General features: G+C 46.6%; 14 protein-coding genes and 1 pseudogene. All 15 read right to left on the bottom strand.

Annotated elements, in window-relative coordinates:
- Positions 1-200: 200 nt before the first annotated feature.
- The 15 genes and pseudogenes from glpK to uvrB all read right to left on the bottom strand — a co-directional run bounded on the left by glpK (position 201) and on the right by uvrB (position 14461).
- Positions 201-1694, bottom strand: a complete 1494-nt coding sequence (gene glpK / locus ACFSUO_RS09795) for a glycerol kinase GlpK (protein ID WP_382393533.1) — start codon at positions 1692-1694, stop codon at positions 201-203.
- 28 nt (positions 1695-1722) lie between these two features.
- On the bottom strand, positions 1723-2541 hold the full coding sequence (locus ACFSUO_RS09790; protein WP_382393531.1) for an MIP/aquaporin family protein: 819 nt from the start codon (positions 2539-2541) through the stop codon (positions 1723-1725).
- Positions 2542-2748: 207 nt separating this feature from the next.
- Positions 2749-3061 (bottom strand): annotated as a pseudogene (locus tag ACFSUO_RS09785) (formaldehyde dehydrogenase, glutathione-independent); the annotation flags it as partial.
- A 20-nt stretch (positions 3062-3081) separates the two neighbouring features.
- Entirely contained in the window at positions 3082-3630 is a 549-nt protein-coding gene (locus ACFSUO_RS09780; protein ID WP_382393529.1) for a glycerol-3-phosphate responsive antiterminator, read from the bottom strand.
- The gene (locus tag ACFSUO_RS09775) at positions 3627-4160 is read right to left on the bottom strand and encodes an acyltransferase (protein WP_382393527.1); all 534 of its coding nucleotides are present in this window, start codon (positions 4158-4160) and stop codon (positions 3627-3629) included. Before ACFSUO_RS09775 ends, ACFSUO_RS09780 begins: the two co-directional genes overlap by 4 nt.
- A 4-nt stretch (positions 4161-4164) precedes the next feature.
- Positions 4165-4800, bottom strand: a complete 636-nt coding sequence (gene ppaX, locus ACFSUO_RS09770) for a pyrophosphatase PpaX (RefSeq protein WP_382393525.1) — start codon at positions 4798-4800, stop codon at positions 4165-4167.
- Positions 4775-5734, bottom strand: a complete 960-nt coding sequence (locus tag ACFSUO_RS09765) for a nucleoside recognition domain-containing protein (protein WP_382393523.1) — start codon at positions 5732-5734, stop codon at positions 4775-4777. The genes ppaX and ACFSUO_RS09765 overlap by 26 nt, the downstream gene beginning before the upstream one ends.
- Before the next feature lie 20 nt (positions 5735-5754).
- Positions 5755-6600: a prolipoprotein diacylglyceryl transferase gene (lgt, locus tag ACFSUO_RS09760; protein ID WP_382393521.1), complete on the bottom strand. Its 846-nt coding sequence runs from the start codon at positions 6598-6600 to the stop codon at positions 5755-5757.
- 14 nt (positions 6601-6614) lie between these two features.
- Positions 6615-7547, bottom strand: coding sequence for an HPr(Ser) kinase/phosphatase (gene hprK, locus ACFSUO_RS09755; RefSeq protein ID WP_382393519.1), 933 nt, complete (start codon positions 7545-7547; stop codon positions 6615-6617).
- Positions 7548-7668: 121 nt separating this feature from the next.
- Positions 7669-8025, bottom strand: a complete 357-nt coding sequence (locus tag ACFSUO_RS09750) for a phage holin family protein (protein ID WP_382393517.1) — start codon at positions 8023-8025, stop codon at positions 7669-7671.
- Positions 8025-8219: a PspC domain-containing protein gene (locus ACFSUO_RS09745; RefSeq protein ID WP_382393515.1), complete on the bottom strand. Its 195-nt coding sequence runs from the start codon at positions 8217-8219 to the stop codon at positions 8025-8027. The genes ACFSUO_RS09750 and ACFSUO_RS09745 overlap by 1 nt, the downstream gene beginning before the upstream one ends.
- 22 nt (positions 8220-8241) lie before the next feature.
- Positions 8242-8913 carry a bacillithiol biosynthesis deacetylase BshB2 gene (bshB2, locus tag ACFSUO_RS09740; protein ID WP_382393513.1) on the bottom strand — a complete coding sequence of 224 codons (672 nt, stop codon included), beginning with the start codon at positions 8911-8913 and terminating at the stop codon, positions 8242-8244.
- Positions 8914-9017: 104 nt separating this feature from the next.
- Entirely contained in the window at positions 9018-9371 is a 354-nt protein-coding gene (locus ACFSUO_RS09735) for a YojF family protein (protein WP_382393511.1), read from the bottom strand.
- A 220-nt stretch (positions 9372-9591) separates the two neighbouring features.
- Positions 9592-12471: an excinuclease ABC subunit UvrA gene (gene uvrA / locus ACFSUO_RS09730; protein ID WP_382393509.1), complete on the bottom strand. Its 2880-nt coding sequence runs from the start codon at positions 12469-12471 to the stop codon at positions 9592-9594.
- Between the two features lie 7 nt (positions 12472-12478).
- Complete coding sequence (gene uvrB / locus ACFSUO_RS09725) at positions 12479-14461, bottom strand: excinuclease ABC subunit UvrB (RefSeq protein WP_382393507.1); 1983 nt, start codon at positions 14459-14461, stop codon at positions 12479-12481.
- Positions 14462-14604 lie beyond the last annotated feature (143 nt).

Below are 14604 nucleotides of genomic sequence, written 5' to 3'. Positions count from 1 at the left end.
AGGAAGCGGTTTTTGCTTCCGAGGAAGCTGAAGCGTTGCCCGCGGAAAGCGACTGTCCGGAGCGGAAATCGCCCCTCCCGCAGTGCGTCGCAGTTTATAGAAATTGTTAAGCAGGTTTTCATCCTCTAAAGTAACGCAAAAAGAACAGCCTTTTAGAAAACTTTCTCATTCAATACTATCGTTCTCACCTTCAACAAAATTTATTTAAATACCCGTGCTGCCTCTACTGCTTTTTTCCAGCCAGCATACAGTTCTTCACGTGTCTGTTCATCCATTTCATGCTGAAACGTCTTTTCATTTTTCCACTGCTTAGCAATTTCCTCTTTATCCTTCCAATAACCAACAGCAAGACCTGCAAGGTACGCTGCCCCCAGCGCAGTTGTTTCCTGCACTACCGGCCGTTCAACCGGAACACCGAGAATGTCACTCTGGAATTGCATTAAAAAGTCATTTTTAACAGCCCCGCCGTCAACGCGTAATGTTTTCAAATCAGTGCCAGAATCTGCAATCATCGCGTCCAAAACATCTTTTGACTGGTAGGCAAGTGCTTCTAATGTAGCCCGGATAATGTGCTCTCTCGAAGTTCCGCGTGTGATGCCAAAGAAGGCCCCTCGTACATCACTGTCCCAATAAGGCGTTCCAAGTCCGACAAATGCCGGGACCATATACACACCATCCGTTGAACCCACTCTTGTGGCATAATCTTCACTCTGCGGGGAGTCTTCAATGATTTTAAGCCCATCACGCAGCCACTGGATAGCCGACCCCGATACAAAAATACTGCCTTCCAGTGCATATTCCACTTTTCCGTCGACACCCCAGGCAAGAGTTGTCAGTAACCCGTGTTCAGATGCAACACCTTCTTCACCAGTGTTCATCAGCATGAAGTTGCCTGTTCCATATGTGTTTTTGGCCATTCCCCTTTCAAAGCATGCCTGGCCGAACAGAGCTGCCTGCTGATCACCTGCAATTCCGGCAATCGGAACTTCATGGCCGAAGAAATGGTAGTCAACCGTCTTAGCATAAACTTCAGAAGACTGACGGACTTCCGGCAGCATACTTTTAGGAACACCCAGCATATCGAGCAGGTCATCGTCCCACTCCAGATCATAAATATTGAACATTAGGGTCCGAGAAGCGTTGGAATAGTCTGTGATATGTGTTTTCCCGCCTGAAAGTTTATAAACAAGCCACGTATCCATCGTTCCGAATAGCAAATCACCGTTTTCAGCTTTCTCTCTTGCCCCATCTACATTGTCAAGGATCCATTTCACTTTCGTTCCGGAGAAGTAGGCATCAATCAACAAACCTGTTTTACTCCTGACGACATCACCATACCCTTGATCATTGAGTTCTTTGCATATGTCATCTGTCTGGCGTGATTGCCACACAATAGCCTTGTAAACGGGTTTTTTGGTGTTTTTGTCCCACACAACCGTTGTCTCACGCTGGTTCGTGATTCCGATTCCAGCAATCTGCGAGGGCTCGATATCTGCCTTGCGCAGTACCTCTGAAATACATGACAGGACAGATGTCCAGATTTCATTGGCATCGTGTTCGACCCATCCTGGATGCAGGAAGAATTGTTCAAATTCTTTCTGAGCCGTTTCTACGATCTCCCCATCATGATTAAACAAGATTGCTCTTGAACTCGTTGTCCCCTGATCCAGTGATAGAATGAATGTCTCACTCATTTTGATCTCCTCCTATAAAGCTTCTTCGCTAAAATTTTTCCCCGAAATGTCCTTTTTCCTTCCTAAGCTCCGTTACTGCGGCACCGATAAAAATAAACACGACAACAGCACTTAAGATCCAAAACAGAACCGAAAACTCACCAATAAACATGGCATTATAAAATAAAGCACCATATATACCGCCTAAAATTGGGCCAATAACCGGGATCCATGAATAGCCCCAGTCCGATCCGCCCTTTCCGGGAATCGGCAGTAATGCGTGAGCAATTCTTGGTCCGAGGTCACGCGCCGGGTTGATAGCATATCCGGTTGTACCTCCAAGTGACATGCCAATCGCAACGATTAATAGACCAACTATCAGCGGATTAAGTCCTTCTGTAAAGTCATTTGCACCAATAAACATGAGTCCCATTAATAGAACAAAGGTACCAATCATCTCGCTGACCAAGTTGGAAAATGGGCTGCGGATAGCAGGAGTTGTTGAATACACATCCCGTTTCGCCACTTTATCTTCTGTTTCTTTCCAATGAGGCAAGTAGTTGAAGAATACAATGACTGCCCCAATAAAAGCGCCAATCAATTGGGCACTTATATACATCGGAACTTTCGCCCACGGGAACTCACCTGCAGCGGCAAACCCAAGTGTCACAGCAGGATTAATATGCGCTCCTGTAAACTGGCCAACCGCGTATACCCCCATTGTAACACCTAAACCCCAGCCGATGGTGATTAGCACCCAGCCGGTCCCTTCCGCTTTCGACTTTTTTAAAACCACACCGGCAACAACGCCACCTCCTAAGATGATCAATATCATTGTACCAATTAGTTCAGCCAAAAATTCAGGCATAATGAACACTCCTCTTTATAACCATCAAATTAGAACAGGTAAACACAAAAAAACCACGCCGCAATCATAGTACTTAACCTGAAAAAGTACCATTGCAGCGTGGGTCTCCATGTCTCCACCACGTTCTTAACTTGTGGAAACAATTTTACCTCAAAATGTAAACGCTGTCAACAGTTGTTGTTTACATTTTTAATTGCAGGAAAAGACTCAGCTTCGCACCAGACCGTGCGGATCGATGACAAATTTTTTCGATGCTCCACCATCAAATTTCTTATAACCCTCCGGAGCTTGGTCCAATGAAATCAATGTTGACGGCTTTGGCAATCTGTGTTTTGCCGCTCAGAATCGCTTTCATCAAGTCTCTATGGCAGCGCATAACAGGTGTCTGGCCGGTCACAAACGTGTGCGCTTTTGCAAAACCGAGCCCAAATCGGATTTTCAATGTCCCCTCTCTTGCATCTTTATCTGTAGCACCTGGATCACCGGTTACATAAAGGCCCGGGATTCCCAGACGACCACCTGCTATATTTTCACTGGGTACTATGATGGCTCCCACAAATTATGGTCAGACGTTGATACGGCTGCTGCGCCCGCCTCAAACGCAGCAGTGATCTCTTCCATGTTCCGGATGAGACCGCCGGCAATGACCGGGATGGAAGTTTCCCTATGGATGTGGGCGATTATATCCGGAATCAGCCCTGGCAGCAGTTCCACACAGTCCGGCTGAAAACGTTCAATCAATTGCAGGTTGTGATCAACTGCCATGCTGTCCAGCAAAAACATGCGCTGAATCGCCAACAGATTATGTTTTTTCGCGAGTTTAATAATACTGCCTCTTGTAGAAATAATCCCATCTGGTTTGATGGCGCGAACTAAAAATTCCATGCCGTATTCATCCGCTTTCAAACCCTGAATCAGGTCAAAATGTACGAGTACCTGTTTCCCGGCCCGCTTCGCATACGTTACTAGACTTTTCAGCTGGGCAAGCCGTGTCTCCAGCAATACAATTGTGCCATGCTCTGTTTCCAATGCTCTGTCAAAATCTTTCATGCTGCGGATTGCAGGGAGAATCCCAGTTGGCATGTTCATGATTCATCACCTTTATCATTATTCTCGTCGTTGGTATTCTCCATCTCTTCTTTCGTGCGGATCAGCTGCATCGGATTTCCGCCGACGAATGACCCAGGTGCTACATCTTTGTGCACCAGTGTCCCCGCCGATACAACAGCACCATCACCAATCGTGACACCGGGAAGAATCGTGGCGTTGGCTCCAATCATCACATCATCGCCAATCACCACTTCCCCAATCCGGTATTCATGAATCAAATACTCATGTGCAAGGATGGTCGTATTGTATCCAATCACACTGTTGGTGCCCACTTTAATTTTCTCAGGAAACATAATATCGGGCATGACCATCAGGGCAAAAGCGGTCCTGTCCCCGACATCCATACGCAAAAACGTCCGATACAGCCAATTTTTCACACGCAAAAACGGGGTGTATCGGCCCAGCTGGATGGCCATGAAATTTTTCATGACCTTCCAGAAGGATACGGTTTCATAAATCTTCCAAAGTGAATTCGCATGGTTGACAGGATATCGTTTCGTTCTCCGCATCGGCTTACACTCCCGTTATTTCCAATAAATCCCACATATCCTCCATCATATAGGTTGGACGGCATGCCATTAATTTCTCCCGGCTTTTCAGTGACCACGCAACCGCAGCTGTTCTGATTCCGGCATTCTGTCCTGCCTCGATGTCATGGGAATTGTCACCGACCATTAAAGTTGATTCCGCACTTGCCCCCAGTTCGGTCATCGCTTTTATAACGGGCTCAGGATGCGGTTTCGCACAAGTGACGTCATCTAAGGTAATAACTGTTTTGAAATAGTGGTCAAGCCCTGTCACGGCTAAGCCCATATCCACCGTCCCCCTCATCTTTGTCGTTACGATCCCGAGCTGAACATTTTCTCTATGTAATCGATCAATGGTTTCCACGACATTCGGGAATGCTTTCACATAATCATCGTGATGCTGTTTATTGTGTTCCCGGTATGTTTCAATCATGGCATCTGCCCTTCCGGAATTATACTGAAGAAATGTGTCACGCAACGGCGGTCCGATAAATTCAATCGCTTCCTCGCGGGTGAGATCTTTGCCATAGTGGTGAAACGTATGCATAAACGATTCAATGATTAATTCATTTGTGTCAATCAGTGTTCCATCTAAATCAAAGAGTACGGTATGAATGCTCATGTGCTGTTCCCTTCCTTTTTCGATATTCAATCCGCCTCCAAATAAATGCGACGGTCATCGTGAGTATAATCGCTGTTAGAAGCCGGATCAGCAAGAGTGGCCAAACAGGGATTCCAAGCGGTATAAATACTAATGTATCTTCCACGACCGCATGACAGGATACAAGAAAGATAAGTGCCAAATACATATCACGTTTGGACACCCCATCTTCCTCTACCGCTTGAATCATCAGTCCCGCGCCATAGGCCAAACCAATCGTCAATCCTGCCACAAGTGTCATGGTTGTATTTTTTTCCATCCCCAGAAATCTAGTGAATGGTGCCAATTTGTCCGAGAAAACGTGCAGCCAGCCTTTTTCCCGCAAATACTGCATCGCGACCATTAGTGGAATGACTATCGCTGCCAGCTGCACAATCGCTATCAGCGCTGTCTCTAAACCATGCATTGCAATTTCCAGCGAACCACTGAGGGCCGGGTCTGCTGAGGAAATCAGGCCATACTGCGCCTGTTCTGATCCGCCATTCCAAATTAGATTAATGACAGTTGCTGAAATCAGCGCCAGTGACAGCCGGATGCCTGAGATAAGCCACCAGCTCACCCCTGCTTTGGAGGCCACTGTTGACTCAATGAAAAGGTTGTGAGAAAAGGACATCATTACAGCCATGATGAAGACTTGTTTAACGGTAAAATCAAACGACACAATCGCGGCAATCCCAGCATATAAGTTAAGTGCGTTTCCGAGCACGAGTGGAACTGCTGCTTCACCAGACAATCCAAACAGACCCATTAACGGGCTGACTTTTTCAACAATCCAGGGAAGGACTGGGGTGAACTGCAGAATGGTTACGATCAACGTAATCGGAAAAATAACTTTTCCTAGTGTCCATGTCACCTGCAGCCCTTGCTTTAACCCACGCTGTAAGATTCCATTCAAGCTAATCCCTCACTTCCACATCATTTTTTATTTTTCTTTGTTTTCCGGCCATCATACCGTTTTCGCGCCTTACCGGATTTACGGCGGTACACAATCACGGCAATTACCACAGCAATCAGTGCTACAGAAATAAACTGTGCCATTCGAATCTCTGTCCCCGGTATATAAAGACTGTCCGTCCGCATTCCCTCAATAAAGAACCTGCCGGCGGAATAAGCCATCAAATAGCTCAGGAACACCTCGCCACGCAATGGATTTTTGCGCCGGAGCACCAGAAGAAATAGGAACACAGCAATATTCCAAATGGATTCATAAAGGAATGTCGGGTGATACATGACACCGCCAATACACATCTGATTCATAATAAAGTCAGGCAAATATGTATGAAAACTGTTAAACATAGACTCCGAAATCGGTCCGCCATGAGCCTCCTGATTCATAAAATTACCCCAACGTCCAATCGCCTGTCCAAGAATCAGACTTGGTGCGGCAATATCCGCCAGCTGCCAGAAGGAAACCTTTTTCACACGAGCAAACAAAATTGCAGTCAAGACGGCACCAATTAATGCGCCATGAATGGCAATACCACCTTCCCAGATGGCAAATACATCCCACCAGGGCGCCCCCACATACCGGTCCCACTCAAAAACAACATAGTAAATCCGTGCAAAAATGATTGACACAGGAATCGCAAAAACAACTAAGTCCGTCATTAAGTCTTTCTGTAAGCCAAGCCGGTCAGATTCCTTCGTGGCGAAATACAATCCCAAAAAGGCACCCAATGCAATAATCACACCGTACCAATAGATGGACAGCGGTCCAATTTCAACAAAAACACGATCCAACGCCGGTGCACTGCAGCTCATACTGATCACTCCCCCTACTCTATATCCGATTCCTGATCAATCATCTTTGTCAGCCGCTCGGAAAATTCCTCCGCGGCATTAACACCCATTCGCTTCAATCGGAAGTTCATTGCCGCAACTTCAATGATGACAGCAAGGTTCCGCCCAGGCCGGACAGGAATCGTCGCCTTCGGAAGCCGGACATCCATAATTTTCATCGTTTCCTCATCAAGACCAAGCCGGTCATACTGCTTATTCTCATCCCATAGTTCCAGATTGATAATCAGCGATATTTTCTTATGACTGCGAACGGAGCCAGCCCCGAACAGCGTCATGACATTAATGATTCCCAGCCCCCGAATTTCCAGCAAATGTTCAATCAATGGCGGGGAATTGCCAATAAGCTGATCATAGTCCTCCTGATGGATTTCCACACTATCATCCGCAACAAGCCGGTGTCCCCGTTTAACGAGTTCAAGCGCCGTTTCACTTTTACCAACGCCACTCTGCCCGGTCAGCAGGACCCCAACTCCGTAAATATCCACCAAAACTCCATGGATGGCTGTAAATGGCGCAAATTTTGCCTCAAGATAGTTCGTCAGCCTGCTTATGACACGTGTCGTTTTTCTTGGTGAATGCAAAACCGGAACTCCCGCTTCATCTGCCGTTTCCAAAATAACATCCGGAATATCCATTCCCCTGGAAATTACAATTACTGGAGTAATGTCGCTACATAGCCGTTCCATGCGATCTTTCTTGTTTTCCTCAGTCAGGTCAAGGAAATACGCCATTTCTGTTTTGCCAATCAGCTGGACCCGTTCTTTCGGATAGTAGTGAAAATAACCGGTCATTTCAATGCCAGGCCGATGAACATCACTCGAAAGAATTTCTCTATGGATGCCATCATTGCCGGCAACAAGTGTCAAGTTAAAGTTTTTCAGTAAATCTTCTGTGCGGACTTTTGCCATTTTTATAGAAACCTCCAATAATGCCGCCATTACTGATTTACATTGTAGCATATTTTGACGGTATGGAATATTTGAATGAGAAAAGAAAAATCGCAGGGGGGGGACCTGCGAGGTGGTCTGCTTATGTTATTCTGTCTTTTACAAGCCGGTTCAGCAGCAGATTGATAATCGAAAGAATCACTGCTGCTACGATTGCCGTGCCAAATCCTGCGATTGCAAATGATTCATCCATGACAGCCTGTGTAATCATCAATGTAATCGCATTAACGACAAACAGAAACAACCCAAGTGTCAGCAGTGTAATCGGTAATGTCAGGACTACGAGCACCGGCTTCACAATTGCATTAAGAATGCCGAGGATAACGCTGGCCAGTAGCGCTGTGCCGAACCCCTCCAGATGAAATCCAGAAAACAGCCAGGCAGCTGCCATCAGAGCAACAGCGTTCAGCACAACCGAGACAGCCCACCGTAAGAGCATCAGCGAACCTCCTCTTTGTTAGGGATAATAAAGAGACCAATAATATACGCGTAAATGGAAGCACCGCCTGCAAAGGCAAGTCCTGCGAATAGTAGACGGACAATCGTCGGATCAATATCAAAGTACTCCGCCAGTCCACCACAAATCCCTGCTATCATACGTTCCTTCCGGGATCTGTATAACCGTTTTTTCATATTTTCCCCTCCCTTTCAACCCCTATTCACTAAAATTCCACTGATAAAACTGTTCTACTCCTAGTTGCTCCTTGGCTGCTTCTAGCAGATCATCGGATAAGGAAGGACTTTCACTGAATTGGCCAAGAATTCCGCTCGCTTGTGATTTGTGTGCCATTATCGCTTCCATCTTCCGGTCAAACGTTGGTGTCACATCATGGACGACATCCGGCTTCCCTAGATCTTGCTTATAATTGTTGGAAATCGCCTGTGCCCAGATAACAGGACGCTTTTCATGTTCCATCTGCCGAACCGCTTCCACTGCAGCAGCCCCCATCGCATTATGATCCGGGTGCACCGCATATTCCGGATAATGAGTTATCACAAGACTGGGTTCCAATTCATCCAGATGGCGCTTCAGATTTTCCGCAACTTCCTGTTTGTTTTCAAATTCCACTGTTTTATCTCGATAGCCAAGCATGCGCAGATCCAAATCCAATTTGCTGCAGGCATTAATCAGTTCTTCTTTGCGCACAGCCGGGAGCGTTTCCCGATTCGCAAAAGCGGGGGAGCCCATGTTCCTGCCCATTTCCCCAAGTGTTCCGCACAAATACGTGACCGGCACACCCTGTTCACGAAATCTAGCAATTGTACCTGCTGCCCCGAACGATTCATCATCCGGGTGTGGAAAAATAACCACCACATGTTTTTCCATTCTATTCACCTGACCCTCGTTATTTGAATAAATTTCGTTAAAAACTGTTTTCGCATAGATTGCACTATGGAACCCGCGGCCGCTCTATCACCAATAGATGCAGATCACTGCCCAAGCGGTGTTTCACTGATATGCAATGCAACCATCAGCCGACCTTCCCGATCATGGCCGGCGAGCAGCAGCTGTCTATCCTGATGCAGTGTCCACTCCGTCAAACCCTCTGCGTAAACCCATCCCATTTCGAGTTTGAGGCCTGCGCGAAATGTTTTCCCATCGCCGACTATTTTAGCCTGTGAAAAATTCACTTGTGCATTTCGAACGTAAGCACCAACATTGTAGGCTTTATCGTTAAAATGGCTCGCATAGGCGCCATTGGTTGTTTCCAGATGAATATAAACATCTTTATTAATAAAACTTTCTAATAAGTGCTGTACTTTTTCGATTTCAATTGGTTCCATCTGTTTGTACCTCCCAGCGTATACCTTCTCATTTTAGAGTATCGGAATGGCGTGGTATCGTCAAAAGTTTTGACCAAACCAGCAGATTGCTGTGCCCGGGGTTTATATTCACCAATATGGTTAATATTTCCCCTACAAGCTGAAATTCCCACCTTGCTCGGGCGACCACCAGCCGATTAAGAACAAAAGCAGCAAACCCCTAAGGCTCACTGCTATGCACCTATGTCGATTCGACTTTTTCGCGTCGCTTCCTATCTTTTTCCATCCGCTTCTGGTCGCGTTCCAGTATCGGCTTTAAATACCTTCCTGTATGAGAAGCATCCGCTGCGGCAATTTCCTCCGGTGTTCCGGTTGCAACAATTTCACCGCCGCCATCTCCGCCTTCAGGACCGAGATCAATGATGTGGTCGGCTGTTTTAATTACATCCAGGTTATGCTCGATGATGAGGACTGTATCACCATTCTCAACAAGGCGCTGCAATACGGTCAACAGCCTGTTAATATCATCGGTATGCAAGCCTGTCGTCGGCTCATCCAGAATATAGAAAGTCTTGCCGTTTGAGCGGCGGTGGAGCTCGCTTGCCAGCTTGACACGCTGTGCTTCCCCGCCGGACAGAGTTGTAGCCGGCTGCCCCAGTTTGATGTAGCCAAGTCCCACATCATACACTGTCTGCAGTTTCCGCCTAATTTTTGGGATATTCCCGAAAAAGTCCAGTGCTTCTTCAATCGTCATCTCCAGGACATCTGCAATGCTTTTCCCTTTATATTCCACTTCCAATGTTTCCCGGTTATATCGTTTCCCATGACACACTTCACAAGGAACATACACATCCGGCAGAAAATGCATTTCAATTTTGATAATCCCATCGCCATGGCAAGCCTCACAGCGGCCGCCTTTCACATTAAAACTAAACCGGCCTTTTTTGTAACCGCGCACTTTCGCTTCGTTCGTCTGGGCAAACACATCACGGATGTTATCAAACACACCAGTATAGGTCGCCGGGTTCGAACGTGGTGTCCGGCCGATTGGTGACTGGTCAATATCAATCACTTTTTCAATGTTTCCAATCCCATTAATCCGCTGGTGTTTTCCGGGTTTAAGCTTGGCCCGGTGTAATTGTTTGGAAAGGGATTTATATAAAATATCGTTGACCAGCGTACTCTTGCCGGAGCCGGAAACACCTGTCACAACCGTCATCAATCCAACCGGGAAAGACGCATCTACTTTTTTCAAGTTGTTTTCTTCGGCACCAATCACTTTAACTTGCTTCTTTTTATTTTGTTTCCGCCGTTTAACCGGAATCGGAATGTATCTGTCTCCGGCAAGATACTGTCCTGTCAATGATTCTTTGTTGTGCATCACGTTTTCAGGTGTGTCGCTGGCGACGATCTGACCGCCATGTTCACCTGCACCTGGTCCTATATCAATCAGATGATCTGCCTCAAGCATCGTATCTTCATCATGTTCGACCACGATCAATGTATTGTCCAGATCGCGCATCTGCTTCAGCGTATTAATCAGACGGTAATTGTCACGCTGATGCAGCCCGATTGACGGCTCATCAAGGACGTACAGCACACCTGTCAGCGCCGAGCCAATCTGAGTCGCAAGGCGGATCCGCTGTGCCTCCCCGCCTGACAGCGTTCCTGCTGAGCGGGACAGAGTCAGATAATCCAGACCAACGTTGTTCATGAAATCCAGACGGTCCGTGATTTCCTTCAAAATCATCTGAGCAATCGTCTGCTCCTTTTCGGTCAAGTCAAGTTGAACGAAAAATTCTTTCGCTTCCGTGATAGCATTATCCGTCACTTCGCTGATATGCTTGCCATTGACCAATACGGCCAGCGCCTCTTCCTTCAGCCGATGTCCATGGCAATCCGGGCAATTTTTTTGTGCCATGTATTTTTCCAGCAGTTCTCGAGTGAAATCGGAGGATGTTTCACGGTACCGGCGGGCGATATTATTCAGCACACCTTCAAAATAAATGTCATTCTCCCTTACATTGCCAAAATCATTGACGTAATGGAAATGAATTTTTTCATTGCCACTCCCATATAAAATTTTCTCCATTTGCTTTTTTGGAATGTCTTTCACTGGGATCGTCATGTCAATCCCATAATGGTCACAGACACTTTTCAAAAGTTCCGGGTAATAATGCGAACTAATTGGCTCCCATGCTGCAATGGCATGCTCCTTCAGTGTCTTTTCACGGTCCGGAATCACCAGTTCCAAGTCAACTTCCAGATTGGTTCCCAAACCATCACAGGTCGGACAAGCGCCATATGGGCTATTGAAGGAAAATAACCTTGGTTCCAGCTCCCCAATCGAAAATCCGCATATTGGACAAGCGTGATTTTCGCTGAACATGAGTTCTTCATCCCCAATCACGTCAACGATGATGTTGCCACCACCCAATCCAAGCGCGGTCTCAATCGAGTCACTGAGGCGCCCGGCAACACCGTCTTTAACGATAATCCGGTCGACAATGACTTCGATGGAGTGGGATTTATTTTTATCAAGCTGGATATCCTCTGTCACTTCACGCATTTCCCCATCGACACGAATCCGGACATACCCTTCCTGTTTCAGCTTTTCAATGGTTTTGACATGCTCACCCTTGCGTCCGGAAACAACTGGTGCAAGAATTTGCATTTTCGTCCGTTCTGGATATTGCAAAATACGGTCCACCATCTGCTGGACGGTTTGTGAACTGATTTCAATGCCATGTTTCGGACAGGTAGGCCGGCCAATGCGGGCATACAGCAGCCGCAAATAATCATAAATTTCCGTGACCGTTCCAACGGTTGAACGCGGGTTTTTGCTTGTTGTTTTCTGGTCAATTGAAATTGCCGGTGACAGGCCTTCAATAGCATCTACATCCGGCTTGTCCATCTGACCCAGAAATTGCCGGGCATAGGCAGAAAGGGATTCGACATAGCGTCGCTGCCCTTCTGCGTAAACTGTGTCAAAAGCTAGCGAGGATTTGCCGGATCCGGACAAACCTGTCAGCACAACAAGTTTATTTTTAGGTATCGATACATCAATATCCTGCAGATTATGTGCACGCGCACCTTGAATGGTAATTGCTTTACTCGGCATGAACAGGTCATCCTTCCGCTTTGAGTTCCAAAATGATATCACGAAGCTCGGCAGCTTTTTCGAAATCCAGATCTTTTGCAGCCTGCTTCATTTCTTTTTCCATGTCCTCCACCATCTTCGTTTTATCAGCTTTGCTCAGTTCAGCAGCATCTGCTTTCTTGCTTTCGTATGATTCATTATCTTCTGATGCGACAGTTGCACGGATGACATCTCTGACTTCTTTCCGTATGGTTGTCGGGGTGATATTATATTTTTCATTATAGGCGATTTGTTTTTCACGGCGGCGGTTCGTTTCATCCATCGCCACCTGCATCGACTTTGTCACCTTGTCGGCATACATGATGACTTCCCCGTTTTCATTCCGGGCAGCCCGGCCCATTGTCTGGATAAGGGAACGCTCTGAGCGGAGGAACCCTTCCTTATCAGCATCCAAAATGGCAACCAGTGACACTTCCGGTATATCCAGTCCTTCCCTTAGCAGGTTGATTCCTACTAAAACATCATACTTGCCGACACGCAAATCACGGATAATTTCTATCCGTTCCAGTGTCTTAATTTCTGAGTGAAGGTAGGCTACTTTGATGCCAATTTCCTTCAAGTAATCGGTCAGGTCTTCCGCCATTTTTTTCGTCAGTGTCGTCACAAGTACGCGCTCATTCCGCTGGGACCGCTTATTGATTTCCTCTATCAGATTGTCAACTTGCCCGTCGATTGGGCGCACGTCGATCTCGGGATCCAGCAGCCCCGTCGGACGGATGATTTGCTCGGTGACATCGGGTGCATGCTCCTCCTCATACGGTCCGGGCGTTGCCGAAACATAGATGAGCTGGTTGGTCGCTTTTTCAAACTCACCGAATGTCAATGGACGGTTATCCAAAGCGGACGGCAAACGAAAACCATGATCAACCAGCACTTGTTTACGTGCCTTGTCCCCATTATACATACCCCTGATCTGAGGAAGAGTAACGTGCGATTCGTCGACAACGACAAGGAAATCGTCCGGAAAGAAATCCAAAAGTGTATATGGCGTCGATCCTGGTTCCCGGAATGTCAGGTGCCGCGAATAATTCTCGATACCCGAACAGAAACCCATCTCGTTCATCATTTCAATATCATAGTTTGTCCGCTGCTCCAGCCGCTGCGCTTCAAGCAGCTTATCCTGCTCACGAAGTTCCGCTAGCTGTTCTTCCAGTTCTTTTTCGATATTTTTAATAGCCTTTTTCAGCTTTTCTTCACGGGTAACGAAGTGGGATGCCGGGAAAATAGCCACATGCTCGCGGTCCCCGACAATCTCACCTGTCAGAGCATCGACTTCACGGATTCGGTCAATTTCGTCACCGAAAAATTCAATCCGGATACAGTGTTCTTCCCTGGAGGCCGGAATAACCTCAACAGAATCCCCGCGGACTCGAAATGTGCCACGCTGGAAATCAATGTCATTCCTGGCATATTGAATGTCGACAAGATCACGTAAAAGCTGGTCGCGATCCTTTTCCATCCCCATCCTCAAAGAAAGGACCTGGCTTTTATATTCTTCCGGTGACCCTAGGCCGTAAATACACGACACACTTGAAACAATCAGCACATCACGCCGCTCAATCAAAGCAGATGTCGCCGAGTGCCGCAGTTTGTCAATTTCATCATTGATGCTTGCATCTTTTTCAATAAATGTGTCTGTTGACGGGACATACGCTTCCGGCTGATAGTAGTCATAATAGCTGACAAAATATTCGACAGCATTATTCGGAAACAGTTCCTTAAACTCACTGTACAGTTGTCCGGCCAATGTTTTATTGTGTGCAATAACAAGTGTCGGCCGGTTAATTTCTTCTAAGACATTGGAAACCGTAAACGTTTTTCCAGTTCCGGTAGCACCAAGCAATGTCTGATGCCGCTGACCAGCTTTCACTTTTTCGACCATTTCTGCTATCGCTTCAGGCTGGTCACCGCTCGGCTCGTACTGTGCCACAAGATCAAATTTATTTTCCAAACCGTAAACCTCCGTTCCTTGCCTTACTCTCATTCTATCATATCATTTAAATGAATAAACGAACAAATATTCGAATCATGGAATGCTCTATTTCCATTTTACCCGATTTACGCACATGAAATCACCCACCATGCTTAGGAAAA

Origin of the sequence: Lentibacillus juripiscarius (assembly GCF_042685205.1) — a bacterium.
GTDB lineage: Bacteria > Bacillota > Bacilli > Bacillales > Amphibacillaceae > Lentibacillus > Lentibacillus juripiscarius.
Note: the sequence above shows the minus strand (reverse complement) of the source record. Positions and strands in the feature narration are given on the sequence as shown.

Bases quoted from the DNA above. Each gene is read 5' to 3' on its own strand.
- ACFSUO_RS09745 (WP_382393515.1), bottom strand. From the start codon at position 8,219: ATGAAAAAACGGTTATACAGATCCCGGAAGGAACGTATGATAGCAGGG.
- ACFSUO_RS09735 (WP_382393511.1), bottom strand. From the start codon at position 9,371: ATGGAACCAATTGAAATCGAAAAAGTACAGCACTTATTAGAAAGTTTT.
- glpK (WP_382393533.1), bottom strand. From the start codon at position 1,694: ATGAGTGAGACATTCATTCTATCACTGGATCAGGGGACAACGAGTTCA.
- bshB2 (WP_382393513.1), bottom strand. From the start codon at position 8,913: ATGGAAAAACATGTGGTGGTTATTTTTCCACACCCGGATGATGAATCG.
- ACFSUO_RS09790 (WP_382393531.1), bottom strand. From the start codon at position 2,541: ATGCCTGAATTTTTGGCTGAACTAATTGGTACAATGATATTGATCATC.
- ppaX (WP_382393525.1), bottom strand. From the start codon at position 4,800: ATGAGCATTCATACCGTACTCTTTGATTTAGATGGAACACTGATTGAC.
- ACFSUO_RS09750 (WP_382393517.1), bottom strand. From the start codon at position 8,025: ATGCTCTTACGGTGGGCTGTCTCGGTTGTGCTGAACGCTGTTGCTCTG.
- uvrA (WP_382393509.1), bottom strand. From the start codon at position 12,471: ATGCCGAGTAAAGCAATTACCATTCAAGGTGCGCGTGCACATAATCTG.
- ACFSUO_RS09780 (WP_382393529.1), bottom strand. From the start codon at position 3,630: ATGAACATGCCAACTGGGATTCTCCCTGCAATCCGCAGCATGAAAGAT.
- hprK (WP_382393519.1), bottom strand. From the start codon at position 7,547: ATGGCAAAAGTCCGCACAGAAGATTTACTGAAAAACTTTAACTTGACA.
- lgt (WP_382393521.1), bottom strand. From the start codon at position 6,600: ATGAGCTGCAGTGCACCGGCGTTGGATCGTGTTTTTGTTGAAATTGGA.
- ACFSUO_RS09775 (WP_382393527.1), bottom strand. From the start codon at position 4,160: ATGCGGAGAACGAAACGATATCCTGTCAACCATGCGAATTCACTTTGG.